Genomic DNA, 21,717 nt, shown 5'->3' with positions numbered 1-21,717 from the left:
GACACCAAGCTGGACTGGGCCCGCAAGTTCGGCGCCACCCACACGGTCAACGCCCGCCAGACCGACGTCGTCGAGGCGATCCAGGACCTCACCGACGGGTTCGGAGTCAACGTGGCGATCGACGCCGTCGGCCGGCCCGAGACCTGGAAGCAGGCCTTCTACGCCCGCGATCTCGCGGGAACCGTTGTGCTGGTGGGGGTTCCGACGCCCGACATGAAGCTCGAGATGCCGCTGATCGACTTCTTCAGCCACGGCGGCTCCCTGAAGTCGTCGTGGTACGGCGATTGCCTGCCCGAGCGCGACTTCCCCACTCTGATCGATCTGTACCTGCAGGGCCGGCTCCCCCTGGAGCAATTCGTCTCCGAGCGCATCGGCCTCGGCGACGTCGAGGAGGCCTTCCACAAGATGCATGGGGGCAAGGTGTTGCGTTCGGTGGTGGTGCTCTGATGGTTCAGATTCAGAAGGTGGTCACCCACGGCACGTTCGAATTGGACGGCGGCAGTTGGGAAGTCGACAACAACATCTGGCTGATCGGTGACAACTCCAACGTCGTGGTGTTCGACGCCGCGCACACGGCCGAGCCGATCATCGAGGCCGTCGATGGCCGCCATGTGGTCGCGGTGGTGTGCACGCACGGCCACAACGACCACGTGACGGTCGCGCCGGAACTGGGCAAGGCGCTCGACGCGCCGGTGCTGCTGCACCCGGCCGACGAGGTGCTGTGGCGGATGACGCACCCCGACAAGGAGTTCCGGTCGGTGTCCGACGGCGAGACGGTCACCGTCGGCGGCACCGAGCTGCGCGCGTTGCACACCCCGGGGCACTCCCCCGGATCGGTGTGCTGGTATTCGCACGACCTGGGCGTCGTGTTCAGCGGCGACACCCTGTTCTCCGGCGGCCCAGGCGCGACCGGCCGCTCCTATTCGGACTTCCCGACGATCCTGCACTCGATCTCCGAGCGGTTGGGCAAGCTGCCGGGCGAGACGCTCGTGCACACCGGCCACGGCGACGACACCACGATCGGGGACGAGATCGTGCACTACGAGGAGTGGGTGGCCCGGGGGCACTGAGCCTTCACACGCCCTGGCGGCCACATCCGTCACACGCGCACCGGTTTTCCTACCACCATGCCGCCGCCGGATTTGATATCACCGGCGATATCAAATCCGAGAGTCGCCTAATGGTCCCAGGCAGGCGGGCTATTGCCCGTCGAGGATCCGCCGCTTCTCGGCATCGAACTCCTCCTGGGTCAGCGCACCCGAGTCACGCAGCGCGGCAAGGGTTTTGAGCCGCTCCAGGCGCACCCCTTCATCGGTCGGCTCGACGGGCGCCGGCACCCGGTGGTACGGGTTGGCCGCGACCACCGCCCGGCGGCGGGTGCGGCCCAGCCACCACCCGGACAACAGCGAGCCGGCCAGGCCCACCACGAAGGCGGCGACGAACAGCCACACCACAAAGCCGAAGGAACTCGTGTGGCCGAAGGCCAGTCGCGGGTCGATGTAGCCGTTGACCTGACCGTCGGTCGTGATGTTGTACGTGCCGCTCGACGCGACACGGGCGACCCACACCCGCACGTGCGCGTCGTTGTTGACCGTCGTCGTGGTCCCGATGCTTTCGGTCACCACGGGCTGCGCCACGCCGTCGGGCGGCGCGATCGTGACGCCCAGCGGCGGCACCGGCAGGCCGCGATCGGGTCCGCTGATGACGACGCTGTGCAGGCTGATCGTGACGTCGCCGGCGGGCAGGTAGAGGCTGCCCGAACCGGGGACGGGCACCTCGCCGTAGGCGTTGTATTTGTCCAGGAAGAAGGCGTTGAGCACCAGGGCGGCGATGAAGCCGCCCACCGACACGACCATCACGACGATGGCGGCGGCCAGCGAAATCTTCGCGAGCCGACGGCTGCTCATCCAGGCAGTGTGTCACCGCGACGGCACACGGCGCACACTGGGAGCCGGGTGAAACCGGTAAGGAGTGATTCCCATGGCCAACGATCTCGTCGCCACGGTCCCCGACCTGTCGGGCAAGCTCGCCATCGTCACCGGCGCCAACAGCGGCCTGGGCTTCGGCCTGGCCCGCCGCCTCGCGGCCGCCGGCGCCGACGTCGTGATGGCGATCCGCAATCGCGCCAAGGGCGAAACGGCGATCGAGGACATCCGCAAGACGGTGCCCGACGCCAAGCTGACCATCAAGGCGCTGGACCTCTCGTCGCTGGCCTCGGTCGCCGCGCTGGGTGAACAGCTCACCGCCGAGGGCCGCCCGATCGACATCCTGATCAACAACGCCGGCGTCATGACGCCGCCGGAACGTGACACCACCGCCGACGGTTTCGAATTGCAGTTCGGCAGTAACCATCTCGGGCACTTCGCGCTGACCGGGCACGTGCTGGCGCTGCTGCGCGCCGCCGGCAAATCGCGCGTCGTCTCGCTGAGCAGCCTGGCCGCCCGGCAGAGCGGCAAGATCCATTTCGACGACCCGAATTTCGAGAAGTCCTACGCGGCGATGTCGGCGTATGGCCAGTCGAAGCTGGCGGTGCTGATGTTCGCCCTCGAGCTGGACCGGCGCAGCCGCGCGGGCGGTTGGGGCATCGTGTCCAACGCCGCGCACCCGGGCCTGACGAAGACCAACCTGCAGATCGCCGGGCCCTCGCACGGCCGGGAGAAGCCGGCACTGATGGAGCGGCTGTACAAGGCGTCCTGGCGCTTCACCCCGTTCCTTTGGCAGGAGATCGACGAAGGGATCCTGCCGGCGCTGTACGCGGCGGCCGCCCCGCACGCCGCGGGCGGCGCGTTCTACGGGCCGCGCGGATTCCAGGAGCTGGCCGGCGGCGGCGTGCGGCCGGCCAGGGTGCCCGCGCGGGCCCGTAACGAGGCTGACTGCCAACGACTTTGGGAGCTTTCCGAGCAACTCACCGGCGTCAGCTACCCGAAGCCGAACTGACGACTATCGTTGGCACATGCCGCCTGAGCCAAGGATGCCCGAATCGAGCATTGTGGTTCGGCCCGAGCCTGTTTACACCCAGTCGTCGCGGCTGCAGGCCGCCGGGTTGGCGCCGGCCATCGCCTTGTTCGAGCGCGCCGCCGAGCGGGTGGCGCTGCCCAGGCCGCCCCAGCCCATCGTCATCGCCGACTACGGCGCCGCCAACGGGCACAATTCGCTGAAGCCCCTGGCGGCGGCCATCGCGGTGCTGCGCCGGCGCACCCGCCAGGATCACGCAATCCTGGTGGCGCACACCGACATTCCGGACAACGACTTCTCGGCGCTCTTTCACACCCTGGAAGACGACCCGGAGAGCTACCTGCACCTCGACGGCGCGACGTTCGCGTCGTCGGTCGGCCGCTCGTTCTACGACCAGATCGTGCCGTCCAAGACGGTGAACCTCGGCTGGTCGTCGTGGGCGACGCAGTGGCTGAGCGCGATGCCCGGCGAGGTGCACGATCACGTGCACGTCGCCTACAGCAGCGACGACGCGGCCCGCGCGGCGTACGCCGAGCGGGCGGCGCTGGACTGGCACAACTTCGTGGCGTTCCGCGGCCGCGAACTGGCCGCCGAGGGGCGGCTGGTGGTGATGACGATCGCGCTCGACGAAGACGGCACGACGGGGTTTCCGACGCTGATCGACGCGATGCTCGAGGGGCTGCGGGAGCGCGTGCGCGACGGCCTGGTCCGCGAGGAGGAGCTGCGACGGATGACCATTCCGACCTTCGCGCGCGGTGAGAAGGACTTCCGCGCCCCGTTCGCGCCCAGCGGCCGCTTCGAGGGCCTGACGATCGACCACCTGGAGATGTTCAACGCCGAGGACCGATTCTGGGCCCGCTACAAAACCGACGGCGACGCCGAGGCGTTCGGGGCGCAGTGGGCGGGTTTCGCCCGCGCGGCGCTGTTTCCCGCCCTGGTGCGGGGGCTGGACGGCGGGGTGCACGACGCGCGGGCCCGGGAGTTCGTCGACCAGCTCGAGGTCGCGGTCGCGGCGCGGCTGTCAAGCGCGCCCGAGCCGATGCGAATCCCGCTGGCCCTGGTCGAGCTGGTCAAGCGTGAACGATCCGGCGTGTGAGAGTTTCGACACAACGCCGCAACGGGTAACCCTCCCGAATCGCGACCTGCGATTGCGAGGGGGTTTGTGCATGAGCGTGCAGGACGACAAGTCGACCGAGCAGGACACCGATCAAGAGTCGGCTGACCAGGACACCGATCAGAAACTGACGGAAAAGCCGGAGCCTGACGAGGACGACAAAAAGAAGGCCGCCGAAATGATGGAGGCCTACAAGGAGAAGCCGACCATCGTGCTGCCCGGCACCGGCGGGAGCGTTTCGGGGACCGCGGTCAACGACTGGTTGGACGAGGACGGCAACCCCAAGCACGAGGTTCCCGAGGGCGCCGACGACTCGAAGGACGAGGCGAAGTCCGACGACCAGCGCGACGAGCAGGCGTTGAAGGAGCAGATCGAGAAGGACAAGGCCCTCAACGAGAAGCTCAAAGAGGCCGCGGAGGCGGAGAACAAGGGCGAAAAGCGTTGACCTATCGGCCCGTTCCGAGCTGAGGGGCCAACTGCGGGATGCCGCTGATGCCCAAGTCACCCGCGATCCCCTGAACGATCTGGTTGACGCGGTCCAGTCCCGGGATGGGTTCGTTCAGACCCGGCACGGCCGGGATGGGCGGCACGTCCGGGATCTGCGGCACCGCCGGGCGCACCGGCGCGGCCGCAAGCGGCGGCGCCTTCTGCGGTTTGGCTGAGGGGGCGCTGGTGGACGGCGTCTCGGTGTTGGCCGGCGGATTGGTGTCGGTGGTCGGCGGCGGCGGGGCCTCCTGCGTCGGGGGCGCCTGCTGAGCCGTCGCAGTGTTGGGCGGGGGCACCCGGCTGCTGGTGACGCCCGGGGTCGTCGCCGAGTTGTCCGACGAGGTCAGGCCGATCGTGACCGCGGTCCCGACCAGCGCCAGCGCGGCCGCCGCGCCGGCGATCCCGGCCAGCACCGGCAGCCGAAACAGCCTGCTCTTGCGCTTGGCGGGCTCCGCCGCCTGTTCGGCCGGTTCCTCGGCGACGGGCGTGACCCGCGCTTGGTTGCCGGTCTGCGACCAGGCCTGCGCGGCCGCGGCCCCGGTCGGCCCCTCCGCAGCCACTGGAGCCGCTTGCGCCGTCGCCGTGGCGGGGGCGGCGGGCGCCGAGGCCGTCGCGGCGGCAGCGAAGGCTTCGGCGGGACCGTGCCCGGCCCGCAGCGCGGCGCCGGTGGCGGCCGTCAGCTCCGGGCGCGCCGTGGTGATGACCGGGACGCGGAAGTACTGCGACAGCGTGGTGGTGATCGACGGGATGTGCGCCCCGCCGCCGGCGGAGACGATCGCGACCAGATCCTGAATCCCGTTGCGCGCCAATGCGTTTTCCAGCACGGCCACGAACCTGTCCAGCGGGGTGCGGATCGCGTCGTCGAGCTCCTCGCGGGTGACCCGGATTTCACCGGTCAGCCCGTCACGGAGCGTGGTGACCGTGTTCGACGACAGCTCTTCCTTGGCGCCCCGGCACGCGGTCCGCAGCCGGCTCAGCGAGCCGATCGCCACGGTGCCGGCCGGTTCGAAGGACGCTGTGGTCGGCATGTTGGAGACGACGGCGCTCAGCAGCGCCTGGTCGATCAGGTCGCCGGAGAAGTCGTGCAGCCGCAGCGTCGGGGCCAGCGCCCGGTAGTCGCCGTCGGCGCGCATGAACGTGACGCTGGTGCCGGTGCCGCCGAAGTCGCACACGGCCACCGCGCCGGCGCCCGGAAGGCCGGCGTTGCCGCGCGCGGCGACGAGCGCCGCGGCGGCGTCGGGGATCAGCAGCAGGGGCCGGGTCCGGTCGGACCATTCGGCCACCGCGCTGAGCGCGGTGCCCACCGCGTCCACCGACGGGGACGCCCAGTGGGCGGGATAGGTCACGGCGACGCTCTCGGGCAGGGGCCGCCCGCCGGTGACGGCGTAGGCCAGGGCGCGCATGGCGTCGGCGATCAGTTCCTCGCTGCGGTGCACCGAGCCGTCGGGCGCCACGATGCCGCGCGGATCGGAGACCCGGTTGACGAACCCGGTCAGCACCAGGCCGGGCTGGTCGAGTCGCGGGTTCTCGGCGGGGACGCCGACTTCGGGGGCGCGCTCGGGGTAGAGCGTCAGGACGGGCTTGCGGGTGACGGCCTGGCCGGCGGTGATCGCCGCCAGGTTGGTGGCTCCGATCGACAGTCCCAGCGCGGTCCCAGATCCATCGGCCATATATCCCAACCCCAACTTCAGCGACTCGCAAAACCGGCTAGCCGATATTGTGCCGCCCAAACCTGTACCGCGTCTCAGCGGAACCTAGGTGCGCGCTGTGCACCGCGTCAGCGAATGTTGCCGGCCCCCGCGATCAGCGGCAGGTCCAGCGGCGTGACCCAGCCCGGGCGCAGGTCGTTGACGGCAGGCACCGCGTTGAGGGCGCGCATCCCGGTCGCCAGGCACCCGGCGGTGGCCGCGTCGCGGCCCGAGCCGTCGGTGAACCGGAAGGCGGTCTCCTGGAAGATGCTGGGCGTGCCCTCGATGTCCACCCGGTAGACGTCGTTGTCATGCCCCGACGGCCAGTCGGGGGCGGCGTCGAGCCCGATACGGTTGACGTGCTCGAGCTGAATCCTGGTGTCGCCCTTGTAGATTCCGTTGATGGTGAACCGGACGGCGGCGACGTGCCCGGCCTTGATGACGCCCTTGACGGTGTGCCGCTCGGTGGGCGTCACCCACTTGTCCCAGGTGGTGGTGATCTCGTCGAGCATGATGCCCGCCGCGTGGGCGATCATCGGGACCGTGGCGCCCCACGCGAAGATCAGCATGTTGGAGTCTTCGAGCATCGGGCTGTATTCGGGTTCGCGGCCGATACCCATCTCGACCTCGTAGTCGCCCTCGTAGTTGGTGTAGTCGAGCAGTTCGGAGGCGCGGACCCGGCGCACCTCCGAGCACAGGCCCATCAGCGTCATCGGGAACAGGTCGTTGGCGAAGCCGGGGTCGATGCCGGTGGTGAAGCAGGACGACTCCCCCAGCTCGCAGGCTTCGGTGATGGGCGCGATCCACTGCGGCGGGTTGAGGTGCATGGTCGGCCACACCCACGGGGTCATCGCCGTCGAGCACACGTCGATGCCCGCCCGCAGGAACCGGGTGATCAGCGCGATGTTCTCCTTGGCGTGCATCGCGGTCGGGCCGTAGTGCACCAGCGCGTCGGGCTGCAGAGCGATCAGGGCGTCGACGTCGTCGGTGGCCTTGATCCCCACCGGCTCGGGCAGCCCGCAGATGTCGCCGACGTCGCGCCCGACCTTGTCCGGATTGCTGACGCCGACACCCACCAACTCGAACAGCGGGTGCTTGACGATCTCGGCGATCACCATCTTGCCGACGAAGCCGGTGCCCCAGACCACCACGCGCTTTGGACCGTGTTCCGACATACTCACCTTCCCGTACCAGCCCCCGTGGGACTCACACTAGACCGGGCCGCCCGTCGCCTTGCCCGGAAACCTTCCCTAGCACCGCGCGTGGTGACACGATGCAAATCATGACCAAGCATGTGCGCGGGCTCTCGATCCTGTTCGCCGTCGGCGTCGCGGCGGCCCCCGGCGTGGCGCACGCCCTCCCCCAGATGCCGCAGGCCCGGTACGAGGTGACCGGTAACGGCGTCGCGCAGTACATCTCGTACCAGACCGACGCCGGGCAGCTGCACCAGGTGAACGCGCCGCTGCCGTGGTCGACGGAATTCACCGCATTCGGGGGTCAGGTGTTCGTGATCAGCGCCCAAGGGGTCGGACCCATCCGCTGCCGGATCCTGCTCGACGGCAACGTCGTCGCCGACGCGCAGTCGGCCGGCGGCCGGACGGTCTGCACCCACTAACGGAGGTCTCGGTGAGTCTGAAGACGGGTATCGCGACACGCACCAACGGGGCGCCTCCGCCGGAGGTCCCACTCTCCGAGATCCACCTGGAATCGCTGGACTTCTGGGGCCTCGACGACGACTTCCGCGACGGCGCGTTCGCCACGCTGCGCCGCGAGGCCCCGCTCTCGTTCTGGCCCGCGATCGAAATGGAGGGATTCGTGGCGGGCGAGGGGTATTGGTCGCTCACCCGCCACGACGACGTGCACTTCGCCAGCCGTCATCCGGAGATCTTCAGCAGCACCCCCAACATCACGGTCAACGACAACGCCCCGGAGATCGCCGAGTACTTCGGATCGATGATCGTGCTCGACGATCCGCGGCACCAACGGTTGCGCTCGATCGTCAGCCGGGCGTTCACCCCGAAGGTGGTGGCGCGCATCGAGGCGTCGGTGCGCGAGCGCGCCCGCCGGCTGGTCGCGGCGCTGATCGCCAACCACCCCAACGGTGAGGCCGATCTGGTGACCGAGCTCGCCGGGCCGCTGCCGCTGCAGATCATCTGCGACATGATGGGCATCCCCGAGGAGGACCATCAGCGAATCTTCCACTGGACCAACGTGATTCTCGGTTTCGGTGACCCGGACCTGACGACCGACTTCGACGAGTTCCTGAAGATCTCGATGGACATCGGCGCCTACGCCACCGCGCTCGCCGAGGACCGCCGCGTCAATCACCACGACGACCTGACCACCAGCCTGGTCGAGGCCGAGGTCGACGGCGAACGGCTGTCGTCGGCGGAGATCGCGTCGTTCTTCATCCTGCTGGTGGTCGCCGGCAACGAGACCACGCGCAACGCGATCAGCCACGGCGTGCTGGCGTTGTCCCGCTATCCCGACGAACGGGACAAGTGGTGGGCCAATTACGACCGGCTGGCGCCGACGGCCGTCGAGGAGATCGTGCGGTGGGCCTCGCCGGTGGTCTACATGCGGCGCACCCTGACCCGCGACTTCAAGCTGAGCGGCACCAAGTTGGCCGAGGGCGACAAGGCCGTGCTGTGGTACAACTCGGCCAACCGAGACGAGTCGAAGTTCGCCAACCCCTGGCTGTTCGACGTGGCCCGCACCCCCAACCCGCACTTCGGGTTCGGCGGCGGCGGGGCGCATTTCTGCCTGGGCGCCAACCTCGCCCGCCGCGAGATCCGGGTCGTCTTCGACGAATTGCGTCGCGAGATCCCCGACATCGTCGCCACCGACGAGCCCGCGCGGCTGCTGTCGCAGTTCATCCACGGCATCAAGGCCCTGCCGGTCGCCTGGACCCCGCCGCGGTAGCGCTCAGTCTCGAAGCATGTGCGGACTCTTGAATTTGATAGCGCCCGCGATATCAAATTCGGCCTAACCTATTCGGCATGACGATCCCCGCGTTTCCCCCGCCGGAGGTGCTGGCCGCCCGCGAGAAGCTGGTACTCGACCATTTTCACGACGAGGTCCGCCAGGACTGGGACGACGTGCTGGCGACGTTCCCGCATCCGCGTTACGAGCTGATCCCGCAGATGATCGTCCACGACGGCGACAAAGCGGTGCGCGACTACTACACCTACACGCGCACCGCCTTTCCGGACCAGGACCACGAGATCATCGCGTTGCGGCACAGCGCCGACGCGGTGATCGTCGAGTTCTGGTTGATGGGCACGCATCGCGGCTACCTGGGCAAGGTGCCGCCCACTGGTAGCCGGTTCCGGGTTCGCATGACCGCCTACTTCGTCTTCGACGACACCGAAACGCTTGTCTGCGAACGCATTTACTTCGACACGCTGACCATGATCAAACAGCTCCTCGGCGGACTGGACATGAAGAAACCCGCGAACTGGCTGCTGGCCGCGCGCTGCGCGCGCGGATTCCTGTCGATGTCGTCGGAAAAGCCCGACCCGGCGCTCACCGGTGCCTAAAATCACCGCATGCGTGGCCTGTATGCGTTGGGCGGCCTGACCGCCGCGGCGATGACCGGGTCGGCCCGCCGCTGATCAGCAGCCGAGTTGGGTTGCCAGGTCCAGGAAGTCGGACGCGTTGACGTCGAACTCGTCGGAATAGGCGACGTCGGCCTCGCCGTCGATCCCGAACTCCAGCGGGCGCGCGACGAAGGCGGTCCGGAACCCGAGCCCGGCCGCGGCGCGGATGTCGTACTTGTGGCTGGCCACCATCATGATCTCGGCGGGCTCCAGGCCGAGGTAGGTCGCGGCCATCCGATAGATCGCCGGGTCGGGCTTGAACACCCCGGCCATCTCCGCGGCGAAGACCGCGTCCCAGGGCAAGCCCGCGCGCTTGGCGATCTCGATGACCGCCGACACGTCCGCGTTCGACAGGGTGGCCAGCGTGTACGTGCCTTTGAGCCGCGTCAGCCCGGGCACCGCGTCGGGCCAGGGCTTGAGCCGCCGCCAGGCGCCCGTCAGGTCGTCGCGTTCGGCGCCCGAGAGGGCGATGCCGCGTTCGTCCAGCACGGTATCGAGGGCCCGCCGATACACCGACTGCACCGGCACCCACCCGCTGTGGCGGGACCGCGCCTCCTCCAACGCCGTGAAGTAGCCTGCGCGCCAAGCCCGCACGACGTCGAACCAGTCGGTGTCCGGATGGCGGCCGGCGCTGATCCGCCGCGCCTCGTCGCACACGGTCGAATGAAAGTCCGTCGCCGTACCTTGCACGTCGAACAACAGCGCCTTAACCACACGCGCAATCATGCATCCGCGGGCGCGTCGGGTGTCACGCCGGCAGGTCTACATCGTCGGCGTCGCCGTCTAGCGGGGTGTTTCGTCGGCACACAGGACGACGTCATCCGCCCGATCTTCAGCTACGAATTACCGGAGTGGACAGGCCCAAGCAACTCACCGCCCCGCTGCGGCATCGGGTCGCCGCAGCGGGGCGGCGAACTCGATCCTTCGGCGGCGCACCGGGCGCTAGGCTACCGATCGATGACCGGACCGCCCACGCCCAGCAAGGACCTGGACGCGCTGCTGCGCGAGGTCGCGCGCGGGGACCGCGACGCGTTCGCCGCGGTTTACGACCTCACTAAGAGTCGGGTGTACGGCATGGTCATGCGGGTGCTGCGCGATACCGGCTACAGCGAGGAGACCACCCAGGAGGTCTTCTGCGAGGTGTGGCGGACGGCCCCGGACTACGACTCCCGCAGGGGCTCGGCCCTGTCCTGGCTGCTGACCATCGCGCACCGGCGCGCCGTCGACCGGGTGCGGTCCGAGGAGGCCTCGGGCAGGCGGGATTCCCGGTACGCCGCGGCCAGCGCCGACCCGGCCAGTGATGTCGTCGCCGATTCGGCGATCGCCGGCGACGAGCGCCGCCGGGTGGTCGAATGCCTGGGCGCGTTGACGGACACCCAGCGGGAGTGTATTCAGTTGGCGTACTACGACGGACTGACCTACAGCCAGGTGTCGGACCGGCTGGCCGCGAATCTGTCGACGGTCAAGTCGCGCATGCGCGACGCGCTGCGCGCCCTGCGTAACTGCCTGGAAGTGCCATGACGGAACCGAACGAATTCGAATTGCTCGAGCTTGCAACGCCATACGCGTTGGACGCCGTGTCGGACGAGGAGCGCGCCGATATCGAGCGGCGGTTGGCGGCCGCGCCCCGGTCGGTGTCGGCGGCCTTCGACGACGAGGTTCGGGCCATCCGCGAGACCATGGCGGTCATCTCCGCGACGACGGCCGTCGACCCGCCGGCGCATCTGCGGGCTGCGACGCTGGCGGCCATACCCGCACCCGATGAGCGCAAGTCCGGTTGGCGCACCGCTCTTTTGGCGGCCGCCGCGGCCGCAGTGGTGGTCGGCGCCGCGGCGTTTGGTATCGGGATAATGCTGCGTCCGCACTCAACGTCCACCGTCGCCGAGCAGGTTTTCGCGGCCCCGGACGTGCGCACCGTTTCCGGCCCGCTCGGCAACGGCACCGCCACCGTCGTCTTCTCCCACGACCGCAACGCCGGTGTGCTGGTGATGAACAACGTTCCACCGCCGAAGCCCGGGACCGTCTACCAAATGTGGTTACTGGGCGACAAGGGCCCGACCTCGGCCGGGACGATGAGCACCGCGGCGGTGGCACCGTCGACCACCGCGACGATCACCAACCTCGGGTCGTCCACCACCCTGGCGTTCACCGTCGAACCCGGCGCCGGGTCCCCCAAGCCGACCGGAACGATACTGGCCGCACTCCCCCTCGGCTGAGCCGCTCGAACCTTTTCTCAATCCGCATCCGTCCGCGGCTGCGTCGTCTCCGAATCACTCCTGTCCGGTCGGAAGGCGGTATGGGCCGCCCCTGCAGAAGGAGTAGAAACGCGATGACCAACGTTCGGGCTAGGACAATCGCCGCGGCAGGGCTCGCGACGATTGCGGTGGTCGGGTTCTCCGCCTGTTCGAGCAACAAGTCGGCGTCCGGGCCGACGGTGAGCAGCAGCACCGCCGCCAGCGGCATCACGGCTCCGATGACGACCGCGTCCGCCGATCCGGCGGCTGATCTGATCGGGACCGGCTGCGGTGACTATGCCAAGCAGAACCCCAGCGGCCCCGGTTCGGTCGCGGGGATGGCTCAGGATCCCGTCGCCACCGCGGCGTCGAACAATCCGATGCTGACCACCCTGACCTCGGCGCTGTCGGGCAAGCTCAACCCGAACGTCAACCTGATCGACACGCTGAACAACGGCCAGTACACGGTCTTCGCGCCGACCAACGCGGCGTTCGACAAGCTGCCGGCGGCCACCATCGACAAGCTCAAGACGGATTCGCAACTGCTCAAGAGCATCTTGACCTATCACGTGGTGCAGGGTCAGGAGAGTCCGATGAAGGTCGATGGTGACCACGCCACCCTGCAGGGCGCCAAGCTGACGGTGGTCGGTAAGGGCAACGACCTGAAGGTCAACAACGCCGGTTTGGTGTGCGGCGGGGTGCACACCGCCAACGCGACGGTGTACATGATCGACACGGTGCTGATGCCGCCAAGCCAGTAAGCCCGCGCGCCATCCATGGATTAACAGCCCGGTTCCGGCCGGGCTGTTTTTCTGTGCGGCAGCACCAATCCGCGGCGCGCCGGGCGGCGAATAGCTGTCATGCTCACCATTGCGCTGATCGGTTTCGTCGGTGGTCTGATCACCGGCGTATCGCCGTGCATCCTGCCGGTACTGCCGGTGATCTTCTTCACCGGCGCGCGGGGCGGGGCCGATGACGCTGCCCCGCAGCCGTTTTCCGGCGCGGACGGGTACGCCGCGGCCGGACCCAGGAGAACGTCGCGCAATGCGCGCCCCTACCTGGTGGTCGGCGGCCTGGTGGTCAGCTTCACCGCGGTCACGTTGGCGGGCTCGACACTGCTGTCGTTGGTGCACCTGCCGCAGGACGCCATCCGTTGGGCCGCCCTGGCCGCCGTGGTTGCCATCGGCCTCGGCCTGATCTTCCCACGGATCGAGCAACTGCTGGAGCGGCCATTCGCGCGTATCCCGCAGCGACAGTTCGGGTTTGGTGGCGGCGGGTTCGGCCTCGGGCTGGCGCTTGGCGCGCTGTACGTTCCGTGCGCCGGGCCCATTCTCGCCGCGATTGTGGTGGCCGGCGCCACCGCTCCCCTCGGCCCGCGCACCGTCGTGCTGACCGCCACCTTCGCGCTGGGCGCCGCGCTGCCCTTGCTGGTTTTCGCGTTGGCCGGCCATCGGGTGGCTCAGCGGGTCGGAGCGTTTCGGCGGCGGCAGCGGGAGATCCGCGTCGCGGCCGGGATCGTGATGATCGTGCTCGCGGGGGGACTGGTGTTCGACGTTCCCGCGGTCCTGCAGCGGGTCGTTCCCGATTACACCGGCGGGCTCCAACAAACGCTGGCCACCGACCGCGGGGTCCGGGAGAAGCTCAACCTCGGCGGGATCGTCAACGAGCAGAACGCGCAGCTGTCGAATTGCAGCGACGGCGGTCGGGAGCTCGAAAGCTGCGGCCCCGCACCCGATCTCAAGGGCATCACCGGTTGGCTGAACACCCCCGGCGGCCAACCGGTCACGCTTGCGTCCCTGCGCGGCAAGGTGGTGCTGATCGATTTCTGGGCGTACTCGTGCATCAATTGCCAACGCGCCACCCGCCACGTCGTCGGCTGGCACAGCGCCTACCAGGGCGACGGTTTCGAGGTGATCGGCGTCCATACGCCGGAGTATGCGTTCGAACAGGTGCCCGGGAATGTCGCGAAGGGCGCCGCCGACCTGGGCATCACCTACCCGATCGCGCTGGACAACGGCTACTCCTCGTGGACCAACTACCGGAACCGCTACTGGCCGGCGGAGTATCTGGTCGACGCCAGCGGCCAGGTGCGCCACATCAAATTCGGCGAGGGCGACTACAGCGTGACCGAGGATCTGATCAGGCGGCTGCTCGTGGCCGCTCATCCCGGGCTTACGCTGCCACCGGCAATCGACGCGGGCCGCTCGGTCGTGCCGGACAGGACCACGCCCGAGACCTACTTCGGGGTCGGCAAGGTCGTCAACTATGGCGGCGGCGGGGTATACGACCAGGGCACAACCACTTTCGACTACCCGCCCACCCTGGCCGCCGACCGCTTCGCGCTCAGGGGTCCGTGGTCGTTGGACTACCAGGGCGCCACCGCCGCCGGCGAGAAGTCCGCCATCAAGCTCAATTACCACGCCAAGGACGTCTACATCGTCGTCGGGGGCAGCGGGTCTCTCACCGTCACGCGTGACGGGCGGTCCGTCGTGATTCCCATTTCTGGGCCGCCCACGTCACACCAGATCGTTTCCGATGATCGCCCGCGGTCCGGAACGCTCGAGGTTCGCCCCGACCAAGGGCTGCAGGTGTATTCGTTCACGTACGGCTGAAACTTCCGCCCCCGCACCAATCCGAAGCTGATCGGGCTCCGAATCACTCATCAAATGTCAGCCCAACCAAAGGAGTAAGACGCGATGAAAGCACACAGAACGTCGGTGGCGGCGAAGGGATTCGCGGTGGCGGCGATGCTGGGTCTGGGTGTGGTGACCGCTCCCTCGGCGGCGGCCGCCGATCTGGTGGGTCCCGGCTGCTCCGACTACGCGGCCGCCAACCCGAGCGGGCCGGCTTCGGTCGAGGGAATGTCGCAGGTTCCGGTGGCGGTGGCGGCGTCCAACAACCCGGCGCTGACCACCCTGACCTCGGCGCTGTCGGGCAAGCTCAACCCGAACGTCAACCTGGTCGACACGCTGAACAACGGCGAGTACACGGTCTTCGCGCCGACCGACGCCGCATTTGGCAAGCTGCCGGCGCAGACTATCGACCAGCTGAAGACCGATTCCAAGCTGCTGACCAGCATCCTGACCTATCACGTCGTACCGGGGCAGCTGAGTCCGGCCAAGGTCGCCGGCTCCCACAAGACCGTTCAGGGCGCCAACGTCACGGTGACCGGCCAGGGCAACGGCCTGCGGGTCAACAACGCGGGTCTGGTCTGCGGCGGCGTGCCGACGGCCAACGCGACGGTGTACATGATCGACACGGTGCTGATGCCCCCGGCGTAACGGCCCGACTCGGTCACGCTCGCCACACCAGCCTCCCCGGGACGTAGAGCGGTCTTGCAGCCGGCCGCTCGCGCCGGCCCGGGGCTGGTGTGGCGATGCGCTCGCAGCCGCGGCGGCACCCGGCCGACGCGCTCGGCTCGCCGGCCCCCGAGACCGTCAGTTAGCGCTCGCTCACCTGGGCGGCGGCCGAGTGCTGGGCGTTCGATTGGGCGACCGAATGCGCGGGCGTGTTGAGACCTCCCAGCACGAAGGCCGAGGTGATCGCGAAGCAGGCACATCCAAGGCACAGTGTTTCCATTGGGCCACATCATCTTTCGCATCGGTTACGGACAAGGTCCGCCTTTGTGCTTCAGGTCGATTACCCCGCAGCGGCCCGAGCAAACGGGAATGCACCGAACAACGAGCGTCCCGCCAGCCTCAATGGCACCTGGAAGAAGTCGATGCCCTAACTGCCCGCCTCACAGCGACAACCCGCACCTCAGCGGCGTTGTCGCTGTGAGGCGGGCAAACAGCCGGCCGCTTCCGCGGCCGGGGCCGGTGTGGGTGGTGTGGCGCTAGGCGATGACGTAGTCGCTGAGCGGGAACGTCGCCGCTTCCCGCACCGAGTTCAAGGTTGACGTCGGCCGCAGCAGCGAGGCCTCACCGCTGGGACTGAAGTAGTACGAACGCGACGTGGCGCAGTTGCCGGCGTAGAACACCGTGTTGTCCAGCCGCTTGGTCATCCGCTCCATGAACCGGTCGTTGGCCTCTTCGGTCACCTCGAAGGTCGTCGCGCCGCGGCGCTTGACCTCGCCGAGCAGCCGGTCCATGTGCCGCATCTGGTATTCGATGGTGTGGAAGAAGGACAGCCCGGAGAAGGCGAACGGGCTGGCCAGGCTCAGGTAGTTGGGGAAGTAGGGCATCGTGACGCCCTGGTAGGCCTGGAAGCGGGTCTCGCGCCACCACTTGCCCAGGTTGCGGCCCTTGCGGCCGACCACCTCGATGGCCGGGAAGTTGGCCTCCCACAGGTCGAAGCCGGTCGCCAGCACCAGGGTGTCGATCACGGTCTTGCGCCCGTCGACGGTGACGATGCCGTCCGACTCGACCCGCGCGATCGAGGCCGTCTCCAGGTGCACGTGCGGCTTGGCGAACGCGGGATAGAAGCTGTTGGACATGGTGGGCCGCTTGCAGCCGCAGTCGTAGTCCGGCGTGAACTGGGCGCGCAGCTCCTTGTCCCGAATCCCCCGGAATCGGTTGATCTTGGCCAGGTCGGCGGCGGAGATGTTGCCGCGGCCGCGGGTCTCCTTAAAGTGCAGCGCCCCGACGACCATGATGATCTCCAGGATCACGTCGGTCACCCACCGCAGCGCGCGCTGCGCCACCGGGACCCGGGCGAACAGGCGGCGCACCGACTCCGGGAATTCGAAGTCCGGCTTGGGCATCACGTGGGTGGCGGTGCGTTGGTAGACGGTCAGGTCCGCGGCCTCTTTGGCCAGCTCCGGGATCAGCTGAACCGCCGAGGCACCCGTCCCGATGACGGCGATCCGCCGCCCGGTGTAGTCGTAGTCGTGATCCCACGCCGTGGTGTGGACGATCTTGCCCTCGAAGCTCGCGATCCCCGCGATGTCGGGCAGGCGCGGCTGGGACAGGAAGCCCGTCGCGGTGATCAGCAAGCGAGTGGTCAGCGTGTCGCCGCCGGCCAGCGTCACCCGCCAGACCTCGGCGTCCTCGTCCCACTGGGCGCCTTCCACGGTCTGGTTGAAGCGCATGTGCCGGCGCACGTCGTACTTGTCCGCGACGTCCGCGGCGTACTGCTTGACCTCGGCGCCCGGCGCGAACAGCCGCGACCAGGTCGGGTTGGGCTCGAACCAGTACGAGTAGGTGGTCGACGGGATGTCGACGGCGATGCCCGGGTAGTGGTTGACGTGCCAGGTGCCGCCCAGGTCATCCTCGCGGTCGAGGATGACGAAGTTGTCGTACCCGAGACGCTTGAGCTGGATCGCAGCGCCGATGCCGCCAAAACCGGCGCCGACGATGACGGCGTCCAAACGGTCCGTGTTCACAACCTCGCTCCGTGCTTCCCCGCCCCGTGCTTACTTAGGAAAAACTGTCATTACCCTTACGTAACTCTAATAAAGGACGGCGCACGACGCACCCGGGTTTGCCAGCATGTGACCTTGCTGACATCTGAACCGACCCTCGCGGGGCGGTCGCGCCGGGTGACCGCCCCGCCAAAGCCTCTGTCGCGGAGCCAAACCTGCGGTGTTACCGGGTAGCCGGACCGGCCGCGGCCGTTCCTTGCAGCTGGCCCAGCAATTCGTGGCACCGCCGCGCGCGCTCGGAATCTTGCTCCATCACTTCGCTGAAGAACGATGCGACGTCGTCCAAGCCGGCGTTTTTCGCGTCGCGCACGTACTGGCCGTAGTCGTGCCCGGCCTTCAGCGTGTGGTACTGAACCGAGATCAGGTCGAACGTTACGTCGTCGAAACCCGTTTCACCCGTAGCCATGTCGTCACCCTTCCGTATCTGTGGCGTGTTCGCGGGTCGGCTACCCGTGACCTCCGACGCCAAACGACGGCCGGGAGCGCTTTTCGGAAGATGGCGCCCGATGCGCGCAAAATGGATTCATTTGGTGCCTCGACACGCCGCCCTCATCGGGCGCGACGCGCCAGACCTCGGTATACAGGTAACGGCAAGTAGTTTTTTACGATAGGGACAGTTTGGGAGGAGTTTCGTATGGGCATCACCGGCGGCATGATCGCACGTCACTTCATCCGTTCCCTTGCTCCCGCAGTGGTTGCCGCGTCGGGCCTTGGCGCGTCGGCCCTCGCCGGCTCTGTTATCCCCACCGCGTCCGCGCAGTGTCCGGACGTGCAGGTGGTGTTCGCCCGCGGCACCGGCGAAGCCCCCGGCGTCGGCCCGACCGGCCAAGCCTTCGTCGATTCCCTGCACTCACGCCTCGGCGGCCGGTCCTTCGACGTCTACCCGGTCAACTACCCCGCCAGCGACCAATGGGACACCGGCATCGACGGCGTCAGAGACGCTGGCGCCCACGTCGTTTCGATGGCCCACGACTGCCCCAACACCAAAATGGTGCTCGGCGGCTACTCCCAGGGCGCGGCCGTGATGGGCTTTGTCACCTCCCCCTCGGTGCCCGACGGCATCGACCCCAACACCGTGCCCAAGCCCCTCGATCCCTCCGTGGCCAGCCACGTCTCCTCGGTCGTGCTCTTCGGCATGCCCAACGTGCGCGCGATGAACTTCCTCGGCGAACCCCCCGTCGTCATCGGCCCCACCTTCGTCGACAAGACCATCAAGGTCTGCGCCACCGAAGACCCGGTCTGCTCCGACGGCATGAACTTCGCCGCCCACAACACCTACGCCGACGACGGCGCCATGATCGACAAGGGCGTGGCGTTTGCCTCCAGCCACCTCGACGCCGGCACCGGCGCGCCCGCACCGGTCAGGAGCTTCTCCGGCTGAGCGATTGCTCAGCCGGACTTGGCATTCAGGAAGGCCACGATTCCCTGGGTGACCGCGTTGGCATATCGCGCGCGGCCGTCCGGGCTCTCCATCCGCGCGGCGTCGTCGGCGTTCCTCATGTTGCCGAGTTCGACCAGGATCGCCGGGTACTGGGCCAGATTCAGGCCCGCGAGGTCGTCGCGGCCGTAGAGGCCGTTCGAGCCGATGTAGTTGGCCGGCTGAAAGCCCGCCTGCGCCAAGGTATCCCGCATGGTGGTGGCCAGCTGGACGGCGGGGCCGGCCTGCGCGTCGTTCAGCGGCGGGCTGGAGTAGTTGACGTGGAATCCGCTGCCGGACGGGGGTCCGCCGTCGGCGTGGATGCTGACGATCGCGTCGGGGCGCATCGCGTTGGCCGCCGCGGCGCGTTGATCCACGCAGGGGCCGACGGAGCCGTCGTCGCCGCGTGACAGCTGGGTGCGCACGCCCAGCTGGCTGAGCGACTGGTTGATCAGTCCGACGACTGCCCAGGTGAACGCGTGCTCGGGATAGCCGTCGTTGGTGGCGGCCCCCGACGTCTGGCAGGCCTTGGTTCCGCCGCGGCCGTTGGGGACCTGCTGGTTGATCGACGCGTCGTTCACGGCGTTGTGGCCGGGGTCCAGGAAGACGGCCGACCCGGCGACGCCGGCGGTCGCGCGGGGCGCGGTTGTGACGGCCCCGGCGGCGAGCAGCGCGGGCGCCCATCTCAGCACGTCGCGACGGGAAACGGGTCCGAGCCGGCCGGGGCGGTCAGTCACCGCGCGATGGTAACAATCGCGGCTGTTCAGACGTCGGTCAGCGCCCGGGCCGCCGCGCGGAACATGGTCTGCTTGATCGCGCCGAGCGTGCCGGGATCCTTGCCGCCCAGCGGTCGCAGTAGGTCCGTCGCCGCGGCGGTCACCTCGGCCTCGGGGGCGGTCGCGTCGACGATGCCGAGTTCGGCGGCCTCTTCCCCACCGAACCGGCGCCCGGTCGTCATCGAGGAAACCGCGGCGCGGGGCGTGAGTTTGGCCTGGATCAGCGCGGCCATGCCGTCGGTGAACGGGATGCGGATGTCGACTTCGGGGAAGCAGAAGAATCCGCGGTCGGCGCGCATCACCCGCACGTCGTGCGCCATGGCGAGCATCGCGCCGGCGCCGAAGGCGTGCCCGGTCACCGCGGCGGCGGTCGGCATCGGGAAGGTGAGGACGCGGGCCAGCAGGGCCTGCACCCGCGCGACGTAGGTCTGGGTCTGGTCGGCGTGCGCGCCCAGCCAGTCCAGGTCCAGCCCGTTGGTGTAGAACTTGCCGCTCGCGGTGGTGACGAGTCCTTGCGCGCCGGCGTCTTCGATGTCGTCGAGCTGTCCGTTGATCGCGTCGAGAAACTCCGGGGAGAACCGGTTTTCGTCCTCGCCGAGGCGCAGGATCGCGATCTTGTCGTCCCAATTCACGGTCGGTGTCATGTCGTGGCCCTTTCTCTGGTCCTGCGCCGGGGTGCCCCGACGTCGAGCACGGCGGTGACCGCGGCGCGCAGCCGTCGCCGCGCGTCGGGGTCGTCGATCCGGTTGCGGCGCAACAGGATCGCGGTCGGCAGGTCGACGATGCAGGTCGTGATGACGTCGACGGCCGCGGCGTCCGTGCGGTCCCACAGGCGGCGGGCCAGCCGAATCATCGTGTCCACCAGCAGCCGGTCCAGGTCCCGCAGCTGCGTGGCGATGTCGGGCGGCGAGTCGGGCCCGAGCAGCTCGTCGCGGCGCACCGTCAGCAGGAGTCGCGACGACTCCGGGTGGCTGTCGGCGAAGGCGGCCGGCGCCTCGGCGGCCGCCACGACGGCGGCAATGCCGTCCCCTTCGGTGGCGGCGTCGATCAATTCGCTTTGCGCGCTGAGGAATCGGTGCCCGGCCCGCAGCCAGGCGCGCCCGACGAGCCCCGCCCGCGAGCCAAACCCGTGGTACAGCGCGCCGTTGGATACGCCGGTCGCGTCGCTGACGGCCCTGATCGTGACCGATCCCGGCCCGGAGCGCACCGCCAACCGTTCGACGGCATCCAGGATTTGATCCTGATCGTGCACCCTGGGCCGCGGCATTCCGGAATAGTAACAGAGCGGCCGCTCTGTTACTAACCAGTGCGGTTCACGCCGTCTTAACGCGGCAGCGGTCAAAACCCGTTTGACCGCGAGGGCGGACCGGGAACCCCCCGCTCATGGGCAAGGTCACTCAGGTCAACGAAGAGGTGGTGTTGGCGGACATCGAGCGGCAACTGATCGACGAGTTCCCGCACATCCCATCGGAGGTCGTCGACGCCGTCATCCGCGAAGAGCATGCCCGGTTCACGCACAGCCGGGTGCGGGACTTCGTCCCGTTGTTCGTGGAGAAACACACGCGCGAGCAGCTGAAGGCACGCTCGAACTAACCGGCTACTTCAGGTTGTACGCCTCGCGGGAGAGGCGGAAGAAATGACCGGTGCCGGTGTCGGTGCAGGTGACGGCTGCGGCTTCGCTCTTGCAGGTGAGGGCGGCCACCGAGCGGGTGTCCCCGGCTTGCAGCGTTGGAAGGCCGGTGCCGCGGGTGGTGTCCGTATGGCAGACCATCGCCGGTGAGCTGCCCTGCACGATGTCGACCTGGTCGCCGAACGCCCCCATGCACGACTGCGGGCGGAGCGGCATCACGTAGGTCGGGTAGGCGACGCCGCAGGAGGCGCGGGGCGCGTCGCCCTGGAACGCCGCCATCACGCAGGTGACGTCGCCCGACGGCGACTGGAATTGGTAGAACGGGTCCGCGTGCGCGATTCCCGGAGCCACCGCTGTCACGGCCGCCAATGCCGCGGCGGTTTTCGCCTTCATGATGCAAGTTGTAGTCCTCTTGGGCGCCCGGGTGAAGGCGGTATCGCAAACCCATTTCACACT

The 21,717-nt window shown here is 68.5% G+C and carries 25 protein-coding genes; 15 read left to right on the top strand and 10 right to left on the bottom strand.

What is annotated here, in order from left to right:
- Positions 1 to 447 (top strand): zinc-binding dehydrogenase (locus tag A5681_RS08980; protein WP_156737908.1); only part of this gene is annotated, 447 nt, incomplete at its 5' end.
- A complete protein-coding gene (locus tag A5681_RS08975) occupies positions 447 to 1,070 on the top strand; it encodes an MBL fold metallo-hydrolase (protein ID WP_067272405.1) in 624 nt (207 codons plus the stop codon). The genes A5681_RS08980 and A5681_RS08975, both read left to right, overlap by 1 nt.
- 129 nt (positions 1,071 to 1,199) lie before the next feature.
- Here the strand turns inward: A5681_RS08975 and A5681_RS08970 are convergent, their stop codons facing one another.
- A complete protein-coding gene (locus A5681_RS08970; RefSeq protein WP_067272401.1) occupies positions 1,200 to 1,907 on the bottom strand; it encodes an SHOCT domain-containing protein in 708 nt (235 codons plus the stop codon).
- Between the two features lie 73 nt (positions 1,908 to 1,980).
- Between A5681_RS08970 and A5681_RS08965 the strand changes: the two genes are divergently transcribed.
- The 3 genes from A5681_RS08965 (at position 1,981) to A5681_RS08955 (ending at position 4,514) form a co-directional block, all read left to right on the top strand.
- Positions 1,981 to 2,937 (top strand): SDR family oxidoreductase, encoded by a 957-nt coding sequence (locus A5681_RS08965; protein ID WP_067272397.1) that lies wholly within the window; start codon positions 1,981 to 1,983, stop codon positions 2,935 to 2,937.
- A 16-nt stretch (positions 2,938 to 2,953) separates the two neighbouring features.
- Entirely contained in the window at positions 2,954 to 4,051 is a 1,098-nt protein-coding gene (locus A5681_RS08960) for an SAM-dependent methyltransferase (protein WP_067272393.1), read from the top strand.
- Positions 4,052 to 4,121: 70 nt separating this feature from the next.
- Positions 4,122 to 4,514, top strand: a complete 393-nt coding sequence (locus A5681_RS08955) for a hypothetical protein (protein ID WP_067272387.1) — start codon at positions 4,122 to 4,124, stop codon at positions 4,512 to 4,514.
- Position 4,515: 1 nt separating this feature from the next.
- On the opposite strand, the gene A5681_RS08950 is transcribed toward A5681_RS08955, so the two are convergent.
- Both A5681_RS08950 and A5681_RS08945 read right to left on the bottom strand, forming a co-directional pair.
- Positions 4,516 to 6,225, bottom strand: a complete 1,710-nt coding sequence (locus A5681_RS08950) for an Hsp70 family protein (RefSeq protein WP_067272384.1) — start codon at positions 6,223 to 6,225, stop codon at positions 4,516 to 4,518.
- Positions 6,226 to 6,332: 107 nt separating this feature from the next.
- On the bottom strand, positions 6,333 to 7,418 hold the full coding sequence (locus tag A5681_RS08945) for a dihydrodipicolinate reductase (protein WP_067272379.1): 1,086 nt from the start codon (positions 7,416 to 7,418) through the stop codon (positions 6,333 to 6,335).
- Between the two features lie 107 nt (positions 7,419 to 7,525).
- Between A5681_RS08945 and A5681_RS08940 the strand changes: the two genes are divergently transcribed.
- The 3 genes from A5681_RS08940 (at position 7,526) to A5681_RS08930 (ending at position 9,782) form a co-directional block, all read left to right on the top strand.
- On the top strand, positions 7,526 to 7,858 hold the full coding sequence (locus tag A5681_RS08940; RefSeq protein WP_197498551.1) for an MmpS family transport accessory protein: 333 nt from the start codon (positions 7,526 to 7,528) through the stop codon (positions 7,856 to 7,858).
- Positions 7,859 to 7,869: 11 nt separating this feature from the next.
- Positions 7,870 to 9,165, top strand: coding sequence for a cytochrome P450 (locus A5681_RS08935; protein ID WP_067272373.1), 1,296 nt, complete (start codon positions 7,870 to 7,872; stop codon positions 9,163 to 9,165).
- Positions 9,166 to 9,242: 77 nt separating this feature from the next.
- A complete protein-coding gene (locus A5681_RS08930) occupies positions 9,243 to 9,782 on the top strand; it encodes an ester cyclase (RefSeq protein WP_067272369.1) in 540 nt (179 codons plus the stop codon).
- Positions 9,783 to 9,857: 75 nt separating this feature from the next.
- Here the strand turns inward: A5681_RS08930 and A5681_RS08925 are convergent, their stop codons facing one another.
- A complete protein-coding gene (locus tag A5681_RS08925) occupies positions 9,858 to 10,568 on the bottom strand; it encodes a haloacid dehalogenase type II (RefSeq protein WP_067272366.1) in 711 nt (236 codons plus the stop codon).
- A gap of 231 nt (positions 10,569 to 10,799) precedes the next feature.
- Here A5681_RS08925 and A5681_RS08920 point away from each other — a divergent pair, with 231 nt between their 5' ends.
- From A5681_RS08920 to A5681_RS08900, 5 genes are all read left to right on the top strand, one after another.
- On the top strand, positions 10,800 to 11,363 hold the full coding sequence (locus tag A5681_RS08920; RefSeq protein WP_067272362.1) for a sigma-70 family RNA polymerase sigma factor: 564 nt from the start codon (positions 10,800 to 10,802) through the stop codon (positions 11,361 to 11,363).
- The gene (locus A5681_RS08915) at positions 11,360 to 12,058 is read left to right on the top strand and encodes an anti-sigma factor (RefSeq protein ID WP_067272359.1); all 699 of its coding nucleotides are present in this window, start codon (positions 11,360 to 11,362) and stop codon (positions 12,056 to 12,058) included. The genes A5681_RS08920 and A5681_RS08915 overlap by 4 nt, the downstream gene beginning before the upstream one ends.
- A gap of 113 nt (positions 12,059 to 12,171) precedes the next feature.
- Positions 12,172 to 12,837: a fasciclin domain-containing protein gene (locus A5681_RS08910; RefSeq protein WP_067272355.1), complete on the top strand. Its 666-nt coding sequence runs from the start codon at positions 12,172 to 12,174 to the stop codon at positions 12,835 to 12,837.
- 99 nt (positions 12,838 to 12,936) lie between these two features.
- Entirely contained in the window at positions 12,937 to 14,688 is a 1,752-nt protein-coding gene (locus tag A5681_RS08905; protein WP_067272351.1) for a cytochrome c biogenesis protein CcdA, read from the top strand.
- A 135-nt stretch (positions 14,689 to 14,823) separates the two neighbouring features.
- Complete coding sequence (locus tag A5681_RS08900) at positions 14,824 to 15,357, top strand: fasciclin domain-containing protein (protein ID WP_231996260.1); 534 nt, start codon at positions 14,824 to 14,826, stop codon at positions 15,355 to 15,357.
- Positions 15,358 to 15,911: 554 nt separating this feature from the next.
- Here the strand turns inward: A5681_RS08900 and A5681_RS08895 are convergent.
- Together A5681_RS08895 and A5681_RS08890 are read right to left on the bottom strand one after the other, a co-directional pair.
- Positions 15,912 to 17,399 (bottom strand): flavin-containing monooxygenase, encoded by a 1,488-nt coding sequence (locus A5681_RS08895; RefSeq protein WP_067272344.1) that lies wholly within the window; start codon positions 17,397 to 17,399, stop codon positions 15,912 to 15,914.
- Positions 17,400 to 17,601: 202 nt separating this feature from the next.
- Positions 17,602 to 17,844: an acyl carrier protein gene (locus A5681_RS08890; protein ID WP_067272341.1), complete on the bottom strand. Its 243-nt coding sequence runs from the start codon at positions 17,842 to 17,844 to the stop codon at positions 17,602 to 17,604.
- A gap of 228 nt (positions 17,845 to 18,072) precedes the next feature.
- On the opposite strand from A5681_RS08890, the gene A5681_RS08885 reads away from it, so the two are divergent.
- Positions 18,073 to 18,819, top strand: coding sequence for a cutinase family protein (locus A5681_RS08885; protein WP_067272338.1), 747 nt, complete (start codon positions 18,073 to 18,075; stop codon positions 18,817 to 18,819).
- Positions 18,820 to 18,827: 8 nt separating this feature from the next.
- On the opposite strand, the gene A5681_RS08880 is transcribed toward A5681_RS08885, so the two are convergent.
- The 3 genes from A5681_RS08880 to A5681_RS08870 are packed head-to-tail and all read right to left on the bottom strand — an operon-like array spanning position 18,828 to position 20,898.
- Positions 18,828 to 19,592 (bottom strand): Rv3717 family N-acetylmuramoyl-L-alanine amidase, encoded by a 765-nt coding sequence (locus A5681_RS08880; protein WP_067272334.1) that lies wholly within the window; start codon positions 19,590 to 19,592, stop codon positions 18,828 to 18,830.
- Positions 19,593 to 19,618: 26 nt separating this feature from the next.
- A complete protein-coding gene (locus A5681_RS08875; protein WP_067272332.1) occupies positions 19,619 to 20,275 on the bottom strand; it encodes an enoyl-CoA hydratase-related protein in 657 nt (218 codons plus the stop codon).
- Positions 20,272 to 20,898, bottom strand: a complete 627-nt coding sequence (locus A5681_RS08870; protein ID WP_067272330.1) for a TetR/AcrR family transcriptional regulator — start codon at positions 20,896 to 20,898, stop codon at positions 20,272 to 20,274. Before A5681_RS08870 ends, A5681_RS08875 begins: the two co-directional genes overlap by 4 nt.
- Before the next feature lie 116 nt (positions 20,899 to 21,014).
- Here A5681_RS08870 and A5681_RS08865 point away from each other — a divergent pair, with 116 nt between their 5' ends.
- Positions 21,015 to 21,224, top strand: a complete 210-nt coding sequence (locus A5681_RS08865; RefSeq protein WP_067272328.1) for a three-helix bundle dimerization domain-containing protein — start codon at positions 21,015 to 21,017, stop codon at positions 21,222 to 21,224.
- A gap of 4 nt (positions 21,225 to 21,228) precedes the next feature.
- Here the strand turns inward: A5681_RS08865 and A5681_RS08860 are convergent, their stop codons facing one another.
- Positions 21,229 to 21,654, bottom strand: a complete 426-nt coding sequence (locus A5681_RS08860) for a DUF6636 domain-containing protein (RefSeq protein WP_067272325.1) — start codon at positions 21,652 to 21,654, stop codon at positions 21,229 to 21,231.
- Positions 21,655 to 21,717: the final 63 nt, after the last annotated feature.

This window comes from Mycobacterium scrofulaceum, from assembly GCF_001667885.1.
Classification (GTDB): domain Bacteria; phylum Actinomycetota; class Actinomycetes; order Mycobacteriales; family Mycobacteriaceae; genus Mycobacterium; species Mycobacterium scrofulaceum_C.
Note: the sequence above shows the minus strand (reverse complement) of the source record. Positions and strands in the feature narration are given on the sequence as shown.